The following is a 23,442-nucleotide window of genomic DNA, read 5'->3' on the forward strand; positions in this document are numbered from 1 at the left end:
CTAATTGCTGTGAGTCATGGGTGGTTATGGCTCTGAAAATGAAGTGGAATACGTCCCGGTCGTCAGGGCTGTTTCCCAGTTGAGCAGTAGCTCAGTGAGTAACAATTCGCGGTTAACCCCCACCACAGATAATAATTGATGGCGACAATGGCCTAACTGTTTTGCCGACTCGAGCAATACTGGCGTAGTCGCTATTTGTGCTAATTGTTGCACCAACGGCAATCTATCCTGATTGACCGCGAATTCACCCGCACCTTGCTGCCACTTAAGCGCATCCAGCACTAACGAAGAGAGCCACTGTAAGCGCTCAGGAGCATCATCATGATTAAGTTGCGCCATCAAGGACAGTAAGTCCGAGTTGTGCAGTGAATGACTCAGCGCGCTACATAGGCTGGATCTGATGGCCCAATGCTCAGGTTGCAGCAAACGCTCGGCGGCCAGTGGCGCGCCCTCACTTAATTTAAGGGCGGCCAGCAGTGAAACCGGTTCAGCCTGAGTCTGCCGTTGCAACCATTGCAAACTGAGCGCCGTCTCCGGGCAGGCTAAATACCAGTAAAAACAGCGGCTGCGCAAGGTGGCTAACAAGCTGGCGGGTTGGTGGCAATCCAGCAGGAAATAGGTTTTCGCCGGCGGTTCTTCCAGTGTTTTCAACAAAGCATTGGCAGCCGCGTCGGTCAGCAATTCCGCATGGGGTAACCACACGACTTTTTCGCCGCCTTGCTGTGCATGAGAATACAGTTTTTCTATCTGCTGGCGCACCAGTTCAACGCCAAGGCTGCTTTTGCCTTTCTCCGGGGCCAACACATACCAGTCAGGATGGTTACCCGCCAACATCAGACGACAACTATGGCATTCGCCACAACTTTTCTCACCTTGTCGCTGTTGGCACATCAACCAGCGGCTGATGCCATAAATTAGCGCCTCCTCACCATTACCGGGTAAAGAGTGCAGCAATAATGCATGGTGACCACGCCCGGCAATATGCTGCCCTACCCACTGGCGGTAAGGTGCGGTAAGCCACGGATACCATTTCATGCTGCTGTTTCCAGCCGTGCCAACCATTGCTGAAGCACCTGACGGATAGATTCACTTACCTGCTCAAGTGGTTGGGAAGCATCAACAGTTTTGATGGTGGAGTCTGCGGCGGCTAATTCAAGGTAACGCGCACGGGTGCGCTCAAAAAAGGCCAGCGACTCTTGTTCAATGCGGTCTAATTCGCCACGGGCACGGGCACGCGCCAAGCCGACCGCCGGAGGTAAGTCCAGATACAGTGTCAAGTCAGGACGAAAATCGCCTAATACCGTGTCACGCAATGAGGCCATTAGTTGGCTATCAATCCCTCGGCCCCCGCCTTGATACGCCTGCGATGATAAATCATGACGGTCACCCACCACCCAACTGCCGCGCGCTAATGCAGGTTTAATAACATTTTCAACCAATTGCACGCGGGCAGCATACAACATTAGCACTTCGGCTTTATCTGTCAGGACTTCCCCGTCAATGCCTTGCTTAATCAAATCACGTAATTTTTCTGCCAGCGGTGTTCCGCCAGGCTCACGGGTAAAAACAATATCGTTAATCCCCTGGGCGCGTAACGTGGCAACCACCTGATCTCTGGCGGTGGTTTTCCCTGCCCCTTCAAGCCCCTCAATAACGATAAATTTACTTTTCATTTTTATCCTTTAGCGATTGACGATAAACCCGTACCGCTTGGTTATGACTGGCTAAATTGGTAGTAAAGGTGTGGCCGCCCTTGCCGTCTGCCACAAAGTATAAATAAGCCGTTTTAGCCGGATGAGCGGCAGCGGTGAGCGAGGCCAACCCCGGCATGGCAATTGGTGTTGGCGGCAGACCGGAAATGACATAGGTATTATAAGGCGTCGGGGTTTCTAAGTCTTTACGACTAATATTGCCATTATAGTTCTCACCCATACCATAAATCACCGTCGGGTCGGTTTGCAGCCGCATACCTATGCGCAAGCGGTTAATAAATACTGACGCCACTTTGCTTCTTTCTTCATTGACGGCGGTTTCTTTTTCAATGATTGACGCCATAGTGACCAGCTCGTCCGGGGTCTTATAAGGCAACGACTTATCGCGCCCTTGCCAGATTTCTTCGACTGTTTTCTCCATCTTCACATGGGCACGTTTAAGTAACGCCAAGTCGGTGGTTCCGGCAGTATAAGAATACGTGTCTGGGTAGAGCCAACCCTCAGGGTGTTCTCTGTCTTTTAACCCCAGCAATTGCGCAATTTCAGCATCACTCTTTCCGGCCAGTTCGTGCTTAATATATTTTGATTGTTGCAATTCATCCAACCACTCTCGCAGCCGTTTTCCTTCAATGAGACGCACGGTAAATTGGGCTTCTTTGCCACTGGCGAGAAGCTCTAACATCTCGCGCACGGTCATTCCGGGAGTAAAACGATAAGTTCCCGCCTTAAATTTAGCCAGTTCAGGATCAATACGCAGTAACCATGGGAACCAACGCGTATTTTTAATCAGATGGTCACGTTGCAGTAAATTCTCCAGTGCAACTCGGCCAGTACCGGCGGGAAGTTTAAAAATAGTTTCTTGCGCGATTGCCAATGGTTGATCCGCAAAGTGCTGTATTTTTTGGTAGCCCAATAGCAGCAACCCTAAACAGACAGCAACCAACAGGATTAATGGTCTGATACTTTTTATTTTCATCGGGTGGCCATTTTCACATTAAAAGTAGTCATAAATCACAATCTTCATGGTGCTCAGACATCACAACAATGCTGACTGAGAAAATCAAACAATTGGCGCGAGTGATACTCCCACCCATTAGCCCGGTTTACCGGCAATAGCGGCATCAACGCATTACAAACGATAATTTCATCTGCATCGGCTAACACACTCGCCGGCTGCGCAACAACCGCCACGGACTGGCCATTAGCCGCCAGGCAAGCCATAATTCGCTGGCGCATGATACCATCAACACCAGATTGGCTCAGGTTCGGCGTAAATATCTCATCACCTGTGCGCCAGAATAAATTAGCCGCACAGCATTCCACCAGCTGGCCTTCAGTGTCAAGTACCAACGCCTCATCCGCATCAGTGTGTTCAAGATGCGCACGAATCAGGACTTGTTCCAGTCGATTCAAGTGTTTAACACCGGCCAACAGCGGGTTGCGCGCCAAAGGCACCGGGCTTAGCGCCAATGAAATTCCGCGTGTGCGCCAATTATTATATTGAAGCGGATAATCACTGAGAGAAATAATTCGCGTTGGATGCTGGCATGCGGTACCGCTATAGCCACGCCCGCCACTCCCCCGGCTAATAATGACTTTCAGCACTCCTTCTTCAGTATGATTTGCGGCTTCAACCATTTCCCTGGTCAATGCACTCCAATTGACACTGGGCATCAATAGCCGCTCAGTGGCTTGCTGTAGCCGCTGTATATGCTTATCAAGCCACACCACTTGGCCGCGCAAGACTCGGGCGGTGGTAAAGCAGCCATCACCAAACTGCACTGAGCGGTCTGAAGCTGAAATCAAATTTTGTTCAATACCATTAATCCAGAACATTCAGATTCTCTTTAAATGGGGACTGTTTGCGCTATGCCCAGTTGCAAAATAGACAATGCCTTTAATACCAGCAGACAGTATCAGATTTAAATCAGTGGCTGTGTTCAGATTTATCTCTTTTAAGAGAATTATTATGGAGGGATGTTATGAATAGTGCGTGGTTATGCTAATAAAAGACCCGGAAAACCGGGTCTTTTTAGCCGCTGGCAAGTAACAACCCAAGTTAAACCTTACGGAAAACTAAAGAGCCGTTAGTGCCGCCGAAACCGAAGGAGTTACACAGGGTGTATTCCAACGCTTTCAGCTGACGAGCTTCATGCGGAACAAAGTCCAAATCACAACCTTCATCTGGATTATCCAGGTTAATAGTTGGAGGAATGGCTTGATCACGTAATGCCAACACCGTGAAAATAGACTCAACTGCGCCTGCGGCACCTAATAGATGCCCAGTCATGGATTTGGTGGAGCTGACCATCACTTTGCTGGCGTCTTCACCAAATACAGACTTCACTGCTTGTGTTTCGGCTTTATCACCGGCAGGAGTTGATGTGCCGTGGGCATTGATATAACCAATTTGAGAGGTGCTCACACCCGCATCACGTAAAGCATTGACCATTGCCAGAGCAGCACCAGAACCATCTTCCGGTGGAGAGGTCATATGATAAGCATCACTGCTCATCCCAAACCCAACAACTTCTGCGTAGATTTTTGCGCCACGTTTCTTCGCGTGTTCGTACTCTTCCAGCACCATCATGCCAGCACCGTCACCTAGCACGAAACCGTCACGGTCTTTATCCCAAGGGCGACTTGCTGCCTGTGGGTTATCGTTGCGGGTAGACAATGCACGAGCAGCACCAAAACCACCGACACCTAAAGGCGTACTGGCTTTTTCAGCCCCACCTGCCACCATGACATCGGCATCATTGTAAGCAATGATACGTGCCGCGTGGCCGATATTGTGCACACCAGAAGTACATGCCGTGGCAATAGAAATGCTTGGCCCACGCAGACCATACATAATGGTCAAATGGCCGGCAATCATGTTAACAATGGTTGAAGGCACGAAGAATGGACTGATTTTACGTGGCCCACCATTCACCAATGCGGTGTGGTTTTCTTCTATCAGACCCAAGCCACCAATACCAGAACCAATAGCGGCACCGATACGTGAAGCATTGGCTTCTGTTACTTCAAGCCCGGAGTCTTGCATGGCTTGCATACCAGCAACAACACCGTACTGTATGAAAGCATCCATTTTGCGTGCATCTTTACGCGAAATGTAATCTTCACAATTAAAATCTTTTACTAAGCCAGCAAATCGAGTTGCGTAGGCACTAGTATCAAAATGGTCGATCAGGCTGATGCCACTCTGCCCGGCAAGAACAGCTTTCCATGTGGATTCGACTGTATTACCGACAGGAGACAACATGCCCAGTCCAGTCACAACAACTCGACGTTTAGACACGGTTGTCCTCCAAGGAGGGAAAATAACACTTAGGACAAAAAAAACTTAGGCGGTCGAGTGACCGCCTAAGTATCTAAACTTAAAGCATGTACGCTTACTGTTGGTTAGCGTTGATAAAATCAATAGCTGCCTGAACAGTAGTGATTTTTTCTGCTTCTTCGTCTGGAATCTCGGTATCAAACTCTTCTTCCAGAGCCATTACCAGCTCAACGGTGTCCAGAGAATCCGCGCCAAGATCTTCAACGAAAGAAGCGCTGTTCTTCACTTCGTCTTCTTTAACACCCAGTTGTTCAACGATGATTTTCTTAACGCGTTCTTCGATAGTGCTCATACTCTTAAATTTCCTATCAAAACTCGCTTTCGCGATGGTTTTCGTAGTGTATAAAATGTTGAAAAAGATGCAACTAAATCTCGGCTGGTCAAACCACAAATTTACGCTATTTTGCGGTTTTCACCTCAAATAACGCAAATACTTTCGTGATTTTTAAATCATATACATGCCGCCATTGACATGTAACGTTTCACCAGAGATATAGCTGGCCTCGTCAGAGGCTAAAAATGCAACAGCGCTGGCGATTTCTTTTGCTTGCCCAAGCCGGTTAGCTGGTACTTGGGCTAAAATGCCTGCGCGTTGATCATCTGTCAACGCCGTCGTCATGTCCGTCTCAATAAAGCCAGGTGCCACAACGTTGACAGTAATGCCACGTGAAGCAACCTCACGCGCCAAAGACTTGCTAAAACCGATCAGACCCGCTTTAGCTGCCGCGTAGTTAACCTGCCCTGCATTGCCCATTGTCCCAACTACAGACCCGATGGTAATGATACGCCCAAACCGCTTTTTCATCATAGCGCGCATTACCGCTTTTGATAGGCGGAATACAGAAGTCAGATCGGTGTCAATAATATCCTGCCACTCTTCATCCTTCATACGCATCAGCAGGTTATCACGCGTAATACCTGCATTATTCACTAAAATGTCGACTTCTCCAAATTCCGCACGAATCGTTGCCAAAACAGATTCGATTGACGCGGGATCGACGACATTCAGCATTAAACCTTTGCCCTGCTCACCCAAATAGGCGCTGATAGCTTCAGCCCCTTTTTCGCTGGTCGCCGTACCAATAACACGGGCACCACGTTCAGCCAATAATTCTGCAATAGCACGGCCGATACCGCGGCTAGCGCCTGTTACCAGCGCAATTTTTCCTTCGAAGCTCATGTTATCCTCTTTTCTTAGTTTTCAAGCGCGTTGGTTAGCGTGGCAACATCGTTTACCGGTGCGGCCGCTAAGGTATCAACAATGCGCTTGGTCAAGCCAGTCAAGACTTTACCCGGCCCAACCTCTAACAGCAGCTCAACACCTTCTGCTGCAATAAACTCAACACTTTCAGTCCAACGTACTGGATTATATAACTGACGCACTAGCGCGCTACGGATAGCCTCTGGTGACACTTCAGTTTTCACATCTACGTTGTTCACCACTGGGAATAGCGGAGCCTGGAATTCAATTTCTTCCAATGCAACTGCCAGTTTATCTGCAGCTGGCTTCATCAGCGCGCAATGGGATGGCACACTCACTGGCAAGGGCAAAGCACGTTTCGCGCCAGCGGCTTTACAAGCAGCACCCGCACGCTCTACTGCCTCTTTGTTACCGGCAATAACCACCTGACCAGGTGAGTTAAAGTTGACTGGCGAAACCACCTGACCTTGTGCGGATTCTTCACAAGCTTTAGCAATGGAATCATTATCTAAACCAATGATTGCGTACATCGCGCCAGTACCTTCAGGCACGGCTTCCTGCATCAGTTTGCCACGCAATTCAACCAGACTGACCGCCTGTTTGAAATCCAACACACCCGCACACACCAAAGCTGAGTATTCACCCAAGCTATGGCCTGCCATCATCGTAGGCAGTTTACCGCCCTGATGTTGCCAAACGCGCCAGATAGCAACAGAGGCCGTAAGCAATGCCGGTTGTGTCTGCCAGGTTTTATTCAATTCTTCAGCCGGGCCCTGTTGCACCAACTGCCAGAGGTCGTAGCCCAATACCGACGACGCCTCACTGAATGTCTCTTCAACTATCGGAAATTGTGCGGCCAAATCAGCCAGCATGCCAAGGGCTTGAGAACCCTGGCCTGGAAATACCATTGCAAATTTCGACATTTTGCTTTCCCGTTAACAAAAAACTGCTTGTTAAATCAAAAACGAACCAGCGCGGAGCCCCAGGTAAAGCCGCCGCCAAACGCTTCCAGCAACACGAGCTGCCCACGTTGAATACGACCATCTCTTACCGCTTCGTCCAGCGCCGCAGGTACGGATGCCGCAGAGGTGTTACCGTGACGATCAAGTGTGATCACCACTTTATCCATCCCCATACCTAATTTTTTAGCCGTCGCGCTGATGATACGCAGGTTAGCCTGATGTGGCACCAACCAATCCAGCGCTGAGCGATCCAGATTATTGGCCTGCAAAGTCTCGTCCACAATGTGAGCAAGCTCAGTCACCGCAACTTTAAATACTTCATTACCCGCCATCGTAACGTAGGCAGGTTGGTCTTGCTGTTGGCGATCCTGATACGGCAGTGCCAGTAATTCGCCATAACGGCCATCGGCATGCAGATGGGTCGAAATAATGCCCGGCTCTTCGGATGCGCCCAAGACGACGGCACCCGCACCATCACCAAACAGAATAATAGTGCCACGGTCTTCTGGGTTCAGTGCACGAGACAAAGCATCTGAGCCAATCACAATGGCATGCTTTACCGCACCACTTTTCACATACTGATCAGCAACACTCAGCGCATAGGTGAAACCCGCACAGGCCGCTGCCAAATCAAAAGAGGCGGCATCTTTAATGCCCAGCATTTGCTGCACCTGGCAAGCCGAGCTTGGGAAAGCATGGCTTGAAGAGGTGGTAGCAACGATAATCAGCCCGATATCATTCTTATCGATACCGGCCATTTCCAGCGCTTTTTCAGCTGCATGGAACCCCATGGTAGCAACTGTTTCATCCAGGCCAGCAATACGCCGCTCACGAATACCTGTCCGGGTGACAATCCACTCGTCGGAGGTATCCACCATTTTTTCTAAATCAGCATTACTGCGCACTTGTACGGGCAGATAACTCCCCGTACCGAGAATCTTAGTATACATGTACGATCAGTCACTCTTGGGTAATACCGCTTCAAGGCGCGCGGCAATCCGTTGAGGGACTTGCCGCTGCACCGCCTGCACAGCCTGTTCGATTGCGACAGCGAATGCGCGTTGATTCGCAGCACCGTGGCTCTTGATTACGATGCCACGTAATCCTAACAGACATGCGCCATTATACTGGTCGGGGTTCAAATGACCGAACCGCTTTGCCACCCGTTTTTGCAGCCAACGCCCGATGAATTTAAGCCACCAAGACTGTTTACTGCCATCATTTGATGATTTTAGCAGTGACAAGAACATTCTTATCACACCTTCCATGGTCTTTAGAGTGACGTTACCCACGAAGCCGTCACAAACCATTACATCAGTCTTCCCAGTTAGCAAATCGTTGCCTTCCAGATAACCAATATAGTTGATAGCCGGTGTATTTTTTAATACTGCGGCGGCTTCGCGGATATTATCCAGCCCCTTAGTTTCCTCTTCGCCGATATTCAGCAAAGCAACTCGGGGATTAAGTATCCCAACAACCTCTTCTGCCATCACCGAACCCATGACGGCAAATTGCACTAACATCGTGCTATCACATTCAACGTTGGCCCCTAAATCCAGCACCACAGTCTTGCTGCGCTGCTGATTTGGGATGACTGTCATTAACGCCGGGCGCTCTATGCCATCTAATGGCTTGATAGTCATCTTCGCCAACCCCATCAATGCCCCGGTGTTCCCTGCACTAACACAGGCCTCTGCCTCACCATTTTTAACCAGTTCCAATGCTATACGCATCGAAGTACCACGGCTGGCTCGAATAGCTTGTGAGGGTTTAGCATCGCTGGCAATAACATGCTCAGCGGGGATTACCTGTAACCTTTCCAGCAACAAAGGATCGGCATTAACAAGTAACGGAGTGATGGTGTCGGGGTTTCCGACCAGCAAGAGTTTAAGCTTTGGATTAGAGGCCAGTGCCTGCAATGAAGCAGGCACTGTGACGCAGGGACCGAAGTCCCCACCCATTGCATCTAACGCTAGGGTTAGACAAGTCAAGGTATCGCCTTGCTAAAGATTAGCAAGTACTACTCAGCCGATAACCTTGCGGCCGCGGTAGAAACCGTCGGCTGTGATGTGGTGACGCAGGTGAGTTTCACCGGAAGTTTTGTCCACAGACAGAGTGGCAGTGGTCAGCGCATCGTGTGAACGGCGCATGCCACGTTTGGAACGAGTTGGTTTGTTCTGTTGTACGGCCATTGACCTTACTCCTTAATTACTTTCTTTAAACTGGCTAATACGGCAAATGGATTAGGTTTCTCCGCCTCTTCAGGCAGTTTGCCAAATACCATGTCCGCCTCGGACACTTCACAGTGTTCAGAATCATGTACCGGAACGACAGGCAGTGAAAGAATAATTTCGTCTTCAATCATTGCCAGCAGATCAACTTCGCCAAAATCGTCGACTTCGATCGGCTCGTACGCTTCCGGTAATGCTTCAGCCTGCTCGTCATTGACGACCGGGCTAAAACAATACGTTGTATGAACATGGTGTGCAAACGTGTTACCACAGCGCTGACACATCAATGTGACATCGACGTCTGCATGACCTGTAATAACCGCCAGGCGCTGATTATCGATATTAAACGATAATGAGGCCACAACATCGCTGTCCACACTTACCACTGAGTCGGCTACACGTGTAACCTGCTCAGGTGAATAGATACCTGCGTAATCTAAACGTTTCTGAGCGGTACGAACCGCATCAATGGTCAGGGGTAATTTTACCTTTTGCATAGGGCGCGCATATTAACTTTGTAACGACATAGAGTCAAAGAAAAAGGCCTTTTTACTGCACCTTTCACCAATATTCGCTTCCGAAGCGACAGACAGTTTAAAATGCCTGATTAAATTACGCTACGTTTTATGGAAAATATTATGCCGCAACTGGTTCTTGCTTCAACATCATCATACCGCCGCGCATTGCTGGAAAAACTGCAATTACCCTTTATCACTGCTGCGCCTCAAACCGATGAGACGCCATTACCCGCTGAAACCGCCAGTGTTTTGGTGCAAAGATTAGCCCTGGCGAAGGCCACGGCATTAACTGCGCGTTACCCGCAACATTTAATCATCGGCTCTGACCAAGTCTGTGTTATCAACGGAAAAATCGTCGGAAAACCACACAATCAGGAAAATGCGATAAAGCAATTAGAGCAAGCCAGTGGTCAATGTGTCACTTTTTATACTGGCCTGGCGCTGATAAATACAGCAACGAATAGCCAGAATTGTCTTTGCGAAACATTTGATGTTTATTTCCGCAGCTTGAACAGCGCAGAAATAGAAGGTTATTTAACGCGAGAACAGCCGTGGAATTGTGCGGGCAGTTTTAAAAGTGAAGGTTTGGGGATTACATTATTTGATAGGTTATCAGGCCGCGATCCAAATACTCTCGTCGGCCTGCCATTAATCGCCCTCACCCAAATGTTAATTGAGCAAGGGATAAATCCCTTACTTTAAAGCTGATAGCCTTAAAACTAACTATGCTAAACCGCTGCTTTCTTACGTAATACCGCTAAACAATGACGTAACTGATTATCCAATGGCGCTTCGACACGCATGGTTTCACCGGTATTCGGATGTTCAAAACGTAAGGCGGCAGCATGCAGGAATAAACGGTGTAATCCCGTCCCCTGCAATTGTTGATCAAATTCAGGGTCACCATAACGATCATCAAAAGCAATAGGATGACCCGCATGCAACGCATGAACACGAATCTGGTGTGTCCGGCCAGTAATAGGGCTGGCTTTGACCAAAGTGGCATGCTCAAAGCGCTCTTCTATTTTAAAGCGGGTTTCTGAAGGCTTACCTTCGCTACTCACTTTCACCATCCGCTCGCCACTTTGCATAATATTTTTCAGCAAAGGTGCCTGTACTGCTTTGCAATGAGGCTGCCATTGGCCCCGAACTAAAGCCAAATAGTCTTTCTGCATCCCTTTCAAACGCAATTGTTCATGTAAAGAACGTAATGCCGAGCGTTTTTTGGCAACCAATAAAACACCGGATGTGTCTCGGTCAAGGCGGTGCACCAATTCTAAGAAACGTGCCTCAGGGCGTAGCGCCCGCAATGCTTCAATAACACCGAAACTCAAACCGCTGCCGCCGTGTACCGCAGTACCCGAAGGTTTGTTCAGCACTAATAGATAATCATCTTCAAATAAGATGCAATCTGCCAGTGCAGCAACTTTATCAAGTTTAGCTGATACCTGTATCTCATCGCGTTCTGCAACACGCACTGGGGGAATACGCACCACATCACCGTCAGCCAGTTTATATTCTGGCTTAATGCGCCCTTTATTAACGCGAACCTCACCTTTGCGAACAATACGGTAGATCATACTCTTTGGCACACCTTTCAATTTAGTGAGCAAAAAGTTATCGATCCGCTGACCGGCTTCGTCGGCAGAAATGGTGATTAATTGTACTGCTGGATTATTCGTTTTCATGGGGCGCGATTCTAAATACACCGAGGAATTAGCGCCACCCCTTTTTATGTGCTTAACTGTCAATCTGGCTATTTAAAGATAACGTTTGCGTGCAATTATTGTTTAATAAGACAACGATAGCGGCCAACACTGTGAATACAGTAAAATAATCTTTACGTAGACAGCTAAAGTCATCTTGCTATATCAGTGTCAGCAATGGAATAATGGTATTAATTCTGCGTTGATTCTCGTTAGACCAAGAGACTTGTGGAATAATATACTTTGCCTGATAGCACAAAAACGCAGCAATGGCGTAAGACGTAATGTGAAATCAAGCAATTAGCGGGCTGCGGGTTGCAGCTTGGCCGGCAAGTGGTAAAGCTCTGTTGTCTTATAGTCAGAAGCTACCCTTTATATAAAAAGCGCTGTTTTTCAGAAAGAAACACAGGCTTACCGAAATAATGCGCCCCTATGCAGGCGACAACCGTGAGGTTGACGGCTTTGCGAGAAGACTCGGGGTCATCGGTTTACCCGGCCATGAGGTTATTTTGCCCGCAGTTCTAACGCCAATGTAAAAATAACGAGTAAGTTAAAGATGAAAAGAATGTTGATTAACGCAACTCAGCAAGAAGAGTTGCGTGTTGCCCTTGTAGATGGACAGCGGCTGTATGATTTGGATATTGAAAGCCCAGGTCATGAACAGAAAAAAGCGAATATTTACAAAGGTAAAATCACCCGAATCGAACCCAGTCTGGAAGCGGCTTTTGTTGATTACGGCGCTGAACGTCATGGTTTCCTCCCACTAAAAGAAATTTCTCGCGAATATTTCCCTAGTAATTATTCTTCCCATGGTCGCCCGAACATCAAAGATGTCCTGCGCGAAGGCCAGGAAGTTATTGTTCAGGTTGATAAAGAAGAACGCGGAAATAAAGGTGCCGCACTGACAACCTTTATCAGTCTGGCGGGCAGTTATTTGGTTCTGATGCCAAACAACCCACGTGCCGGTGGTATTTCTCGCCGTATCGAAGGGGATGACCGCACTGAACTGAAAGAAGCGTTATCTTCTCTGCAATTACCTGATGGCATGGGTCTGATTGTGCGAACCGCAGGTGTGGGTAAATCTGCTGATGCGCTGCAATGGGACTTATCATTCCGTCTTAAGCACTGGGACGCGATTAAAAAAGCGGCTGAAGGTCGCCCTGCTCCGTTCCTGATCCACCAGGAAAGCAACGTGATTGTCCGTGCTTTCCGTGATTATCTGCGCCCCGATATCGGCGAAATCCTGATCGACAACCCTAAAGTTCTCGAACTGGCTAAAGAGCATATTGCCGCGCTCGGCCGCCCAGATTTCAGCAGCAAAATCAAATTGTATAGTGGTGAAATTCCATTATTCAGCCACTACCAGATTGAGTCTCAGATAGAGTCGGCGTTCCAACGTGAAGTGCGTCTGCCTTCCGGTGGCTCCATTGTTATCGACACCACTGAAGCCTTGACCGCGATTGATATCAACTCCGCCCGAGCTACCCGTGGTGGTGATATCGAAGAAACGGCCTTCAATACTAACCTTGAAGCCGCGGATGAAATTGCCCGTCAGTTACGTTTACGTGACTTGGGTGGCCTGATTGTTATCGACTTCATCGATATGACGCCAGTACGCCATCAGCGAGAAGTGGAAAACCGGTTACGTGATGCCGTCCGTCAAGACCGCGCACGAATCCAGATTGGCCGCATCTCCCGTTTTGGTTTACTGGAAATGTCCCGCCAGCGCCTCAGCCCATCACTGGGTGAGTCAAGCCACCATGTGTGCCCACGCTGTAGCGGTACCGGTACAGTTCGTGACAATGAATCTCTGTCACTTTCCATTCTGCGTCTGATTGAAGAAGAAGCGCTGAAGGAAAACACCCATGAAGTTCACGCGATTGTGCCAGTACAGATTGCATCGTACTTGCTGAACGAAAAACGTGAATCGGTTAATGCTATTGAAAAACGCCAGGGTGGTGTGCGCGCAGTGATCGTGCCAAACGATCAGATGCAAACCCCGCATTATTCTGTGCTTCGTGTTCGTAAAGGTGAGGAAGTTCCTTCTCTCAGCTATTTGTTGCCACAGCTGCATGAAGCAGAAATGGCGCAGCCGTTGGAAGAAGCGACTCTCGAGCGCAAACGCCCAGAACAACCGGCGCTGGCGACTTTCTCTCTGCCAACTGAAGTGCCACCAGAATCAGCCCCTGCGGCTGAGACGGTGAAACCCGTGGCACGGCCACAAGCTGTCGCATCAACAACAGCAACAACAACAACTGAACAACCCGGCTTCTTTAGCCGCCTGTTTAGTGGCCTGAAAGGGCTCTTCGGCGAATCAGCTGCTGCTGAAGTGAAACCCGTTGAAGTTGAAAAAACTGAAACCACCGACACACGTCGTAACGATCGTCGCAATCCTCGCCGCCAGAATAATGGCCGCAAAGAAAGAGGCGAGCGCACACCACGTGAAGGCCGTGACAATAACACCCGCGACAATGGCACTCGTGACAACGCTAACCGTGATAATTCGGTTCGTGACAATGCTAATCGCGATAATACTAATCGCGAAGATCAACGTCGCAATAAGCGCCCTACTCAACAAGCCACTGCGCCACAAGCGCAAACTGAAGTAGTAGAGGCGGATAAAGCACTGCGTGATGAGCAGCCGCAACGTCGTGGTGATCGCCAGCGTCGTCGTCAAGATGATAAACGCCAGGCACCACAGGATGTTAAAGCCACTGTTGATACTGAGATTGCCGCCGCCATTGTGGTTGACGATGCGCAGCCAGAGCAAGAAGAACGCCAGCAGGTCATGCAGCGCCGTCAGCGCCGCCAATTGAATCAGAAAGTCCGGATTCAATCTGCGAATGATGAGCTAAATGTTCTGGAAAATCCTGTCAGCGAGCCAGTGGCAAACATTGCCGCGCCAGTGGTTCAGGAAGAAGTGAAATTGTTACCGCAGGTCAGCGCTCAAGCTGATGACGAAGTAGCTAACGATCGTAATGCCAATAATGAAAACGGCATGCCGCGTCGTTCTCGCCGGTCACCGCGCCATCTGCGCGTCAGTGGTCAGCGCCGTCGTCGCTATCGTGATGAACGTTACCCAACACAATCAGCTATGCCTCTGGCAGGTGCTTTTGCCTCTCCAGAAATGGCGTCAGGCAAAGTGTGGGTTCGTTACCCGGTGGCTCAACCCGTTGAACAAGCCTTTGTCGAAAACCCGGTTGAAGAACAGCGCCCAGTGGAACAAGTACCGGAAATTGTGGTTGCACACACCCCTGTAGTTATTGCTCCCGTCGTTGCGGTTCCGGTGGTCGTGGCTCCTGTTGTCGCGGCGGTAGTTGAGGTTGCAACCCCAACACCTGCGCCACAACATAAACCAGGCGGTTCTTCATCTTCAGCCGCAGCCGTTCCTGGCCGTGCGCCGGTTGTTGAAACTCCGGCGGTTGTTGAAAAAACCATTGTTGAAGCACCGGCAGCGGTTGTTCAAGAACCCATTGTTCAAGAACCAATTGTTGAAGAACCAATTGTTGAAGAAACTGTTGTTGAACCCGCAGCCACAGTTGAAACTCAAGCTGTGGAAGAAATAGTGGTTGAGCAAGCCGCTCCGGTTGCAGAAACTGCACCAGCTGAGGCTGTTGCTGTCGAAGAAGCCGCTGAAACTGTGGCTCAAGACAACAATGAGTCAGCCGTTGTCGAGGAAGAATCAGTGGTGATTGAAGCTGCTGTTGAAGAGCAAACTGTGGTTGAAAACACCCCTGAAGCCGCTGTTGTGACTGAATCTGTCACCGCAGTTGCGCCAGTTGTTGTTCATCCTGAAGGTGTGGTCTTCAAACATTATGCCTCTGCACCTATGACCAAAGCGCCAGCGCCTGATTACGCACCGGCATCACCAACCAAAGGTCATTGGGAACGCCCTGCCTTTGATTTTGCAGGCAAAGGTTCTGCAGGTGGCCATGCTGCGGCAACACAAGCAACGGCTCCGGCAACAAAACCGCAGTCAGTCGAATAACAACAATATTGTTGAGTTCGAAAATGACAAAACCCGCCATTAAGGCGGGTTTTTTATTGCGTCGAGTTTCTCAAGCAATCTGTTTTACTTTCTTAATCTCAAGGCTTTCCAGCTTGCCCTCTATCGATTTCACCAATGCTTTAAAGTGCTCAGTATTATTGTGTTTCTCCAATGCATCCTCAGATGCCCAGCGCTCGAAAAACACAAAAGAACCCGGCTTATCACTTTCAGCATGGAGATCATATTGCAGATTGCCATTTTCCTCACGGCTGGGTTCTATCACTTGATGAACCGCAGCTTTGACGTCTGCAATAAATTCGGGTTTTGCTACCACACTCGCGATGATACGAACTTCCATAGTTATTCTCCCATGTTATACATTCAATTAGCCTATCTGGCGGCTAACTAATCGCTTACCCTGCGGGTAATTTAACTCAGAGCCCCTCTATAAGATGCCCTTTTGACATTGTTTTCAACTTAACCCTAACATTCAGATGCATCTGAAGCACTTTCCGCTTATCCTTAGACCCCGCCAGAAACAGCATATAAATCCCGATATCTCATCATGACTGCGGAGCCCGTTGAATGACTGCACAACCTAAAACCCTGAAAATTCGCCGCCCAGATGATTGGCATATTCACCTACGTGATGACGAAATGCTCAGTACCGTGCTGCCCTATACTTCCGAGGTATTCGCCCGGGCCATTGTAATGCCAAATCTAACGCCACCTATTATTAGCGTTGCGAGCGCCATTGCTTATCGGGAGCGTATTTTAGCTGCAATACCAGCAGACCATAAATTCACGCCACTGATGACGTGCTACCTCACCAATACGTTGGATGTCAACGAGTTGACTCGTGGTTTTACCGAGGGCGTATTTACCGCTGCCAAACTCTATCCTGCCAATGCGACGACTAACTCTACCCACGGCGTTTCTGATATCCCGGCGATTTATCCGCTGTTTGAACAGATGCAGAAGCTAGGTATGCCACTATTAATTCACGGTGAAGTCACTGATGCCGCTATTGATATTTTTGATCGTGAAGCGCGCTTTATTGACCAAGTTCTGGAACCGATACGCCGCACCTTCCCTGAGTTGAAAATTGTCTTTGAACATATCACCACCAAAGATGCCGCTGATTATGTATTGGCCGGTAATCGTTTTCTGGGGGCAACCATTACCCCCCAGCATCTGATGTTCAACCGCAATCATATGTTGGTTGGCGGCATTCGCCCTCATTTATTCTGCTTGCCAATACTAAAACGCAGCACTCACCAAGAGGCATTGCGCCAAGCGGTCGCCAGTGGTTCAGAACGTTTCTTCCTGGGAACAGATTCAGCGCCTCATACCCAGCATCGTAAAGAATCTTCTTGCGGCTGTGCGGGGGTCTTCAATGCGCCGGCAGCCCTGGCAGCTTACGCCACAGTGTTTGAAGAAATGAATGCGCTACAGCATCTCGAAGCATTCTGCTCCTTAAATGGCCCCGCTTTCTATGGATTGCCAGTTAACCAAGATTTTGTTGAATTGATCCAAGTGCCATTCCAGCAACCAGAAGAAATCTCATTAGGAAACGAAGCTATTATCCCTTTCCTTGCCGGTCAGACCATCAATTGGTCAATTAAAGCCTAATAATTATCACTGTAGAGAAGCCCCTTCTCTACAGCTGAAATTTTTTATCTTCGTGAGTTGCAGCTTGAATATTTATACTGTATAAATAGACAGTATAAATATTTGGGGGGCCTTATATGCGTGTTGAAGTCAGTATTGATAAAAAAAACCAGTTACCCGCAGGTGCTGTTGAAGCACTCACCAATGAATTGAACAAACGACTGAATGATAAATTCCCAGACACGACAACAACAGTACAAGTTCGTTATGCCAGTGCCAATAATCTTACTGTTTTAGGTGGGGCCAAAACAGATAAAGATCTGATCTCTGAAATATTACAAGAAATATGGGAAAGCGCAGACGACTGGTTCGATGCGCAGTAACCCAGTGTAATGCTGTTTTTGCCGGGGAGTCGTTCCTCGGCTTTTTTAAATTAATCATCAAACTGCTTATTATTAATTTCCTTTCATCATCTTTTTATTGTCGATTAATTAATCATCAGAAAATAAATAATTTGTAAAGATCCGTTGATATTCACCAAACTCATCAACAGTTGCGTATACTGAAAAAGCTCAGTCTGTAATTGGGCCGCATTGATCCTCGTTAGTCACTCCAGTCAGTAACTACTATATAAGGGGTCTTTATGGACAGAAATGATGAAGTTATTCAGACTCACCCTCTCGTAGGTTGGGATATCAGCACTGTAGATGTATATGACGCGATGATGATACGTCTTCATTACCTGTCTTCCATGGGTCAACCGCCAGAAGATGCACTGGTTGATAGAACACTCTGGTTAACGACTGATGTTGCACGCCAATTAATAAATATCTTAGAAGCAGGCATTGCTAAAATTGAGTCATCAGAATATCAAGATTTGGATCACCGTAAGCATTAATTTTTTCTACCAGTTAATTTCTCAACGCTGTAAAAAAGGCACCCGTGAATATCACTTGGTGCCTTTTTATTAACCATTCCAACAGTAATAGGGATAACATCCCTTTTTCTCCTCTGAATCCCGTGTTATTACTATTGTTTTAATTACTATCGGTTTAATTACTATCACGGTTTGCTGGCGTTAATTTAAATCGCACTGATCATGGTCACGATAAAAATGTGTTACTCATTAGAGCGGATTAAATAAGGTCTGCGGTGATATACCCCAGGGTGCAAAATATGGATTATGATTTAATTGTCATTGGTAGCGGATCTGTCGGCTCTGCCGCAGGTTACTATGCCTCACAAGCTGGCCTAAAGGTGTTGATGATTGACAGTGCCATGCCGCCACATCAAGCGGGTAGCCATCATGGAGACACCAGAATCATTCGCCATGCTTATGGTGAAGGTGAGAAATATGTTCCTTTAGTATTACGAGCTCAAGCATTGTGGGAGCAACTGTCGTCTCAAAGCGGCGAAAAGTTATTCCAGGCCAGTGGAGTGCTGAATTTGGGGCCGGAAGATTCCCTTTTCCTGCAAAATGCCCAGCACAGTGCTCAACAATATAATTTGCCAGTAGAAACCTTAAATGCAGCGCAAGTGCGAGAAAAATGGCCCGTATTTACTCTGCCGGAAAATTATATTGGTGTGTTCGAACCACAAGCCGGTTTCCTGCGCTCAGAACTCGCGATAAAAACACTGATTAAAGCGGTCACAGATGCCGGTTGCGGAATTCTATTCAACTGCCCGGTTACCGCGATTGAGCCAATCGATGGCGGTGTTGATGTCGTGACCATTGATGGCACCTACAGCGCCCGCAGAGTGGTTGTCACCGCAGGAACGTGGGTCAAAGAATTATTACCACAGTTACCCGTGACAGCAGTTCGCAAGGTCTTTTCCTGGCACCACGCTGATGGCCGCTACAGTGAAAATAACCATTTCCCAGCATTTACTGTCGAAACACCGGATAATATCCACTATTACGGTTTCCCGTCACAAAATGACGAGCTGAAACTCGGCAAACATAATGGCGGGCAACCCATAACCTCGGCTGCAGAACGTAAACCCTTCGGCAGTTATGCTGAAGATGGCACTGAAGTATTTGGCTTTTTGCGTAACTTCTTACCCGGCGTTGGCGTCTGTTTACATGGTGCGGCCTGCAGTTATGATATGAGCCCTGATGAAGATTTCATCATCGATACTTTGCCGGATAACCCCAATATTATGGTGGTAACTGGCTTAAGCGGGCATGGCTTCAAATTCGCTACCGCTTTGGGTGAAATAGCGGCACTTTTTGCGCAAAACAAACCCTCGCCCCTCGATATTTCGGCATTTTCCCTGTCTCGTTTTACCGCTTCTTAATCCTTCAAAGGGCCAGCAATCATTTCAATTTTAAATGAATGCTGGCATTTAATTCATATTACTGACAACATCTATTAAGTATGAAACACTGTAACCATGCTTATTATTAGAGACTTTAATCGTAAAATACGAAAAAATACTTCGTAAATCCCGAATTGACGACTGAGTCGCCAGAGGATTACCTTATCCTTGTATGCAGTCAGGTATGACTGCTGTTAGACAAGGATGTATGCCACATGAAAATATTAATTATCGACGAATGCTTTTATACCCGTTCCGGGGTAAATACCTATTTAAACAACTCAATATCTCTTAATTTAATGGATGTGCCAACGGTTGAACAAGCGACATTGGCTATTCAAGATTTTAATCCCGAGATTATCATTGTTAATCTTACGCAATATTGTCGATTCGGTGGGCATTGTCCTTTATTAGAACAATTCCTCAGTTACTGTAATCAAGCAAAAGTCTATATTTACCTGGATGCATCATATCCATTCAGTGACACGCCTATTCCGCTGACTGATTCAGTCTCAATTTTAGCGAAAAGACATTTACCTAAACTATTAAAAACCTTATCTGACCGTTCAGATGATACCGGCAAGTTAGACCCGTCCAGCTCTGCATCACTTTTTAGCCCGCAAGAACACAAAGTGATGTGCTATTGGATGACGGAGATGCCCAATTATCGAATAGCCAGAAAATTGAATATCAGTGACAGTACAGTTTATTCACACAAACGCCATATTACTGAGAAAATAAAAGTCAGAAATCGCCTGGAACTCTGTTTTATTTATAATGTCTTTAAATATTTATATTAAGATCAGTTATACCGTTAGAGATCACTCTGGATAAAATATATATCGTGCAACAATGCAATTTAGAATATAAATATTGAGTTATAAATGATGTAGCCGGGAATACAGCGTTAAGCTATTTTCGTTAAAATCGGTTACATTAATTTCATTAAAGACACAGAATATCAAGACGATGCTTCACTGATTACAATTTACAGGAGGTATTAACGCACAATTTTTTACAGCTTAACTATTTAATTTGTCAGTTAATTGTTTATAGAATCAAAACAACCTATAATGGGCAACTATTTTAACCGCAGGTAACCGTAATCGCATGTTAAATAAATTGCTCTCGATGGTTATCAATAATGTACGCGAGCATTTAGTGCTCTATATCTGCCTATGGTTGATACTCCTTGTGTTAGATGTTTTTTTCATTTTCTATTAGCCCTACTGGTATTCTTTTCGTTTAGGTCGGGCCAGCAGATATCAACCTGCCTGTGGCCCTCTCCCGTGTTACCTTTTGCTATCAGTCAACCTTATCAGGTTCAATTGTGCTGGGTTTACCGTCACTCAATAACACTGCAAATTTATAGCCCGCAGGGGTTAACTCAAGTGCAATTTTGGCAATAATGGTCAAGGGTACTGAGAGCAGCATACCGACAGGCCCCAATAACCATCCCCAAAAAATTAATGACAGGAACACCACCAAGGTTGATAGGCCCAATCCTCGGCCCATCATTCTAGGGTCAATAATATTACCGCCAATCAGGTTAATGAGAATATAACCGCCAGTTACGGCAAAGGCATCAGCAAAACCATTAAATAACAAAGCTTGAATAATAGGTGGAATAGCGGCCAATACAGAGCCAATATTGGGGATGTAATTAAGAACAAAAGCCAGTAAGCCCCACAAGAAGGCAAATCTTATCCCCATTGCGGCCAAAAATAGCCAAATAACTATCCCTGTCGCAATACTGATGACGGTTTTAATAACCAGATAATGCGTCACGCCATTCAGAGCACGTTTAAGAATAGCATTGCCTTGCGCAGGATTATCAAACATCAGCTGCATTTTATAAGGCAGGCGTTCTACTTCAAACAGCATAAATACCACAGTCATCAGCAGTAAGAAGGTGCTCGCCATCGCGCCGGATAACTGACTAAGAATGCGGGTAATAAAGTTCATAGCCGTACTGGGATCGACATGCTTCATAATGTCATCCACAGAGAAATCAATATTAAAGCGCATAGCAAATTCTTGCAGGTCGCGCATTTTTTCCAGCATCATGCCACGATATTGCGGCAGTGAGCGGGCAAACTCATTTAATGATGAACCTAAGCGGCTAAACAGTAATGCCATCAGTAAAACAATCAAAGTCACCAATAAAACAATAGCTAATGCTCGTGGGATTTTTATTTTCTCTAATAATTTTACTAATGGGTTCAATATGATAGCGAGAAATATTGCCAATAAAAATGGAACCACAATAGGTGAAGCGGCCTTTATTCCAGCCATAATCACTACCAGCATTGCCAACATTGCAACTAACCGTAACCCTTGGTTACCTACCACAGGTGTTGTCATTATCAATCCTTGTATGGAAACCGCCACAGCTAAACATGGCAAAAAAAAGACGCTACCGGATAAAATAACCGACAACGTCTTATTTTAATAGCTCAGTCAGCAGCTTAAGTGATGTATCCCCGATCAATCAAACGTTGCAGAACTGTTCGCTGCAATAGCGATAACTTTGGGGATGATTATTTCTTATCTTCACTGTTTTCTGGCATTGGAATATGCATAGTTGTTTGCAATAACCCTTTTGATTTATTAAAAATCTTAATGCCGTTTTCACGTCCTGCCCGACGAGAGCGCTGTTCTTCTTGCGGCAACTGCAATTCTTCCTGACAAATCTGACTACAACAACCTTCAAATTTTGCCGCACAAGCTGGGCACTGAATAAACAGCAAGTGGCAACCATCATTTTTGCAATTGGTATGCGTATCACTTGGAGTACCACACTGATGGCAATGTGCAATAACATCCTCGGAAATCCGCTCGCCCATTCGCTCATCAAAAACAAAGTTCTTGCCGATAAATTTCAGTGGCAAACCTTGTTCTTTCGCTTTGCGGGCATATTCGATAATTCCGCCTTCGACGTGATAAACGTTTTTAAACCCTTTATGCAACATATAGGCGCTGGCTTTTTCGCAGCGGATCCCGCCGGTGCAATACATAACAATATTTTTCTCTTTGTCATGTTGCAGCATATCAACCGCCATCGGCAGCTGTTCACGGAAAGTATCCGAAGGGACTTCTATCGCGTTTTCGAAATGGCCCACTTCATATTCATAATGATTTCGCATATCCACAAATAAGGTATCAGGGTCATCAATCATTTCATTGACCTGATCGGCCTTCAGATAGTGCCCGACATTACTGGGATCAAAGCTGTCGTCATCAATGCCGTCGGCCACAATACGTTCGCGAACTTTCAGGCGCAGCACCCAAAATGACTTACCGTCATCTTCATGAGCCACATTCAGCCGCACCTGATTTAGCGCAGGATGTGCCGCAAAGAGTGCAGTTTTGAACTCATCATAACGATTCGACGGGACGCTAATTTGCGCATTAATCCCCTCTTTCGCCACATAAACCCGACCAAAAACACCGAGTTTAACAAATTGGCTATAGAGGCTATCGCGGAAGGCTTTCGCATCTTCCAGCATGAAGTATTTATAAAAAGAAACTGTGGTGCGCGGTTCGGTTTCAGCCAACATGCGCGCTTTAAGTTCCTCATTAGAAATCCGGTTATGTAACACTGGCATGGTGTACGTTCCTGTCTTTCAGTGAGGTTACTGATTAATATTTAATTACTGCTCAATGGGTTACGTATGTTAACCAGAGTAAATCATCGCGCAATAGAACTGAGGTTTGGGCACGTATTTCCTCGTGCGGCGCATATTATACCTGAAACAGCGCTACGGCACATCGTCACCCTGGAGTAAAAATAATTCGGCCAGTCGCTATGACGGGCTGTTGCCGACTTAATTATCATTGTTGGGAATGGGACT

24 protein-coding genes are annotated in these 23,442 nt (G+C 47.0%); 8 read left to right on the forward strand and 16 right to left on the reverse strand.

The features are described 5' to 3' along the window. Positions 1-24: 24 nt before the first annotated feature. From holB to yceD, 12 genes are all read right to left on the reverse strand, one after another. Positions 25-1,035 (reverse strand): DNA polymerase III subunit delta', encoded by a 1,011-nt coding sequence (gene holB / locus YROHD0001_RS15530; protein ID WP_032815953.1) that lies wholly within the window; start codon positions 1,033-1,035, stop codon positions 25-27. Further along, positions 1,032-1,673 (reverse strand): dTMP kinase, encoded by a 642-nt coding sequence (gene tmk / locus YROHD0001_RS15525; protein ID WP_032815954.1) that lies wholly within the window; start codon positions 1,671-1,673, stop codon positions 1,032-1,034. Before tmk ends, holB begins: the two co-directional genes overlap by 4 nt. After that, positions 1,663-2,688, reverse strand: a complete 1,026-nt coding sequence (gene mltG / locus YROHD0001_RS15520) for an endolytic transglycosylase MltG (protein ID WP_004713219.1) — start codon at positions 2,686-2,688, stop codon at positions 1,663-1,665. The genes tmk and mltG overlap by 11 nt, the downstream gene beginning before the upstream one ends. A gap of 53 nt (positions 2,689-2,741) precedes the next feature. Continuing rightward, positions 2,742-3,548: an aminodeoxychorismate lyase gene (pabC, locus tag YROHD0001_RS15515; protein ID WP_004713220.1), complete on the reverse strand. Its 807-nt coding sequence runs from the start codon at positions 3,546-3,548 to the stop codon at positions 2,742-2,744. A 223-nt stretch (positions 3,549-3,771) separates the two neighbouring features. After that, entirely contained in the window at positions 3,772-5,013 is a 1,242-nt protein-coding gene (fabF, locus tag YROHD0001_RS15510; RefSeq protein WP_032815955.1) for a beta-ketoacyl-ACP synthase II, read from the reverse strand. A gap of 94 nt (positions 5,014-5,107) precedes the next feature. Next, positions 5,108-5,344: an acyl carrier protein gene (gene acpP, locus YROHD0001_RS15505; RefSeq protein WP_002220787.1), complete on the reverse strand. Its 237-nt coding sequence runs from the start codon at positions 5,342-5,344 to the stop codon at positions 5,108-5,110. A 153-nt stretch (positions 5,345-5,497) separates the two neighbouring features. Beyond that, entirely contained in the window at positions 5,498-6,232 is a 735-nt protein-coding gene (fabG, locus tag YROHD0001_RS15500) for a 3-oxoacyl-ACP reductase FabG (protein ID WP_004713222.1), read from the reverse strand. A 14-nt stretch (positions 6,233-6,246) separates the two neighbouring features. Continuing rightward, positions 6,247-7,176: an ACP S-malonyltransferase gene (gene fabD / locus YROHD0001_RS15495; RefSeq protein ID WP_032815956.1), complete on the reverse strand. Its 930-nt coding sequence runs from the start codon at positions 7,174-7,176 to the stop codon at positions 6,247-6,249. Between the two features lie 35 nt (positions 7,177-7,211). Continuing rightward, positions 7,212-8,165 (reverse strand): beta-ketoacyl-ACP synthase III, encoded by a 954-nt coding sequence (locus YROHD0001_RS15490; RefSeq protein ID WP_032815957.1) that lies wholly within the window; start codon positions 8,163-8,165, stop codon positions 7,212-7,214. A gap of 6 nt (positions 8,166-8,171) precedes the next feature. Continuing rightward, positions 8,172-9,206 (reverse strand): phosphate acyltransferase PlsX, encoded by a 1,035-nt coding sequence (gene plsX, locus YROHD0001_RS15485; RefSeq protein ID WP_032815958.1) that lies wholly within the window; start codon positions 9,204-9,206, stop codon positions 8,172-8,174. A gap of 33 nt (positions 9,207-9,239) precedes the next feature. Then, positions 9,240-9,407, reverse strand: a complete 168-nt coding sequence (rpmF, locus tag YROHD0001_RS0117200) for a 50S ribosomal protein L32 (protein ID WP_002210931.1) — start codon at positions 9,405-9,407, stop codon at positions 9,240-9,242. Between the two features lie 5 nt (positions 9,408-9,412). Continuing rightward, entirely contained in the window at positions 9,413-9,943 is a 531-nt protein-coding gene (gene yceD / locus YROHD0001_RS15480; protein ID WP_004713227.1) for a 23S rRNA accumulation protein YceD, read from the reverse strand. Positions 9,944-10,084: 141 nt separating this feature from the next. Between yceD and YROHD0001_RS15475 the strand changes: the two genes are divergently transcribed. Next, on the forward strand, positions 10,085-10,666 hold the full coding sequence (locus YROHD0001_RS15475; protein ID WP_032815960.1) for a Maf family protein: 582 nt from the start codon (positions 10,085-10,087) through the stop codon (positions 10,664-10,666). Between the two features lie 26 nt (positions 10,667-10,692). On the opposite strand, the gene rluC is transcribed toward YROHD0001_RS15475, so the two are convergent. Continuing rightward, complete coding sequence (gene rluC / locus YROHD0001_RS15470) at positions 10,693-11,652, reverse strand: 23S rRNA pseudouridine(955/2504/2580) synthase RluC (RefSeq protein ID WP_004713229.1); 960 nt, start codon at positions 11,650-11,652, stop codon at positions 10,693-10,695. Positions 11,653-12,226: 574 nt separating this feature from the next. Here rluC and rne point away from each other — a divergent pair. After that, positions 12,227-15,658, forward strand: coding sequence for a ribonuclease E (gene rne, locus YROHD0001_RS15465; protein WP_032815962.1), 3,432 nt, complete (start codon positions 12,227-12,229; stop codon positions 15,656-15,658). Between the two features lie 70 nt (positions 15,659-15,728). Here the strand turns inward: rne and YROHD0001_RS15460 are convergent, their stop codons facing one another. Further along, on the reverse strand, positions 15,729-16,016 hold the full coding sequence (locus tag YROHD0001_RS15460; RefSeq protein ID WP_004713232.1) for a putative quinol monooxygenase: 288 nt from the start codon (positions 16,014-16,016) through the stop codon (positions 15,729-15,731). Positions 16,017-16,243: 227 nt separating this feature from the next. On the opposite strand from YROHD0001_RS15460, the gene pyrC reads away from it, so the two are divergent. The 6 genes from pyrC (at position 16,244) to YROHD0001_RS19550 (ending at position 20,812) form a co-directional block, all read left to right on the forward strand. Next, on the forward strand, positions 16,244-17,290 hold the full coding sequence (gene pyrC, locus YROHD0001_RS15455; RefSeq protein WP_004713233.1) for a dihydroorotase: 1,047 nt from the start codon (positions 16,244-16,246) through the stop codon (positions 17,288-17,290). Between the two features lie 116 nt (positions 17,291-17,406). Beyond that, complete coding sequence (dinI, locus tag YROHD0001_RS15450) at positions 17,407-17,652, forward strand: DNA damage-inducible protein I (RefSeq protein ID WP_004713234.1); 246 nt, start codon at positions 17,407-17,409, stop codon at positions 17,650-17,652. Positions 17,653-17,912: 260 nt separating this feature from the next. Beyond that, positions 17,913-18,167 carry a biofilm formation regulator BssS gene (bssS, locus tag YROHD0001_RS0117205; protein ID WP_032815964.1) on the forward strand — a complete coding sequence of 85 codons (255 nt, stop codon included), beginning with the start codon at positions 17,913-17,915 and terminating at the stop codon, positions 18,165-18,167. 278 nt (positions 18,168-18,445) lie between these two features. Then, positions 18,446-19,567: an N-methyl-L-tryptophan oxidase gene (gene solA, locus YROHD0001_RS15445; RefSeq protein WP_032815965.1), complete on the forward strand. Its 1,122-nt coding sequence runs from the start codon at positions 18,446-18,448 to the stop codon at positions 19,565-19,567. A gap of 236 nt (positions 19,568-19,803) precedes the next feature. After that, positions 19,804-20,388 (forward strand): LuxR C-terminal-related transcriptional regulator, encoded by a 585-nt coding sequence (locus tag YROHD0001_RS15440; protein ID WP_004713237.1) that lies wholly within the window; start codon positions 19,804-19,806, stop codon positions 20,386-20,388. A gap of 331 nt (positions 20,389-20,719) precedes the next feature. Continuing rightward, a complete protein-coding gene (locus tag YROHD0001_RS19550; RefSeq protein ID WP_231572893.1) occupies positions 20,720-20,812 on the forward strand; it encodes a DUF2770 family protein in 93 nt (30 codons plus the stop codon). 81 nt (positions 20,813-20,893) lie between these two features. On the opposite strand, the gene YROHD0001_RS15435 is transcribed toward YROHD0001_RS19550, so the two are convergent. Further along, positions 20,894-21,952: an AI-2E family transporter gene (locus tag YROHD0001_RS15435; RefSeq protein WP_004713239.1), complete on the reverse strand. Its 1,059-nt coding sequence runs from the start codon at positions 21,950-21,952 to the stop codon at positions 20,894-20,896. Positions 21,953-22,128: 176 nt separating this feature from the next. Then, complete coding sequence (trhO, locus tag YROHD0001_RS15430) at positions 22,129-23,196, reverse strand: oxygen-dependent tRNA uridine(34) hydroxylase TrhO (RefSeq protein ID WP_004713240.1); 1,068 nt, start codon at positions 23,194-23,196, stop codon at positions 22,129-22,131. Between the last annotated feature and the right edge of the window lie 246 nt (positions 23,197-23,442).

The sequence above is a fragment of the Yersinia rohdei ATCC 43380 genome (genome assembly GCF_000173775.1).
Lineage (GTDB): Bacteria > Pseudomonadota > Gammaproteobacteria > Enterobacterales > Enterobacteriaceae > Yersinia > Yersinia rohdei.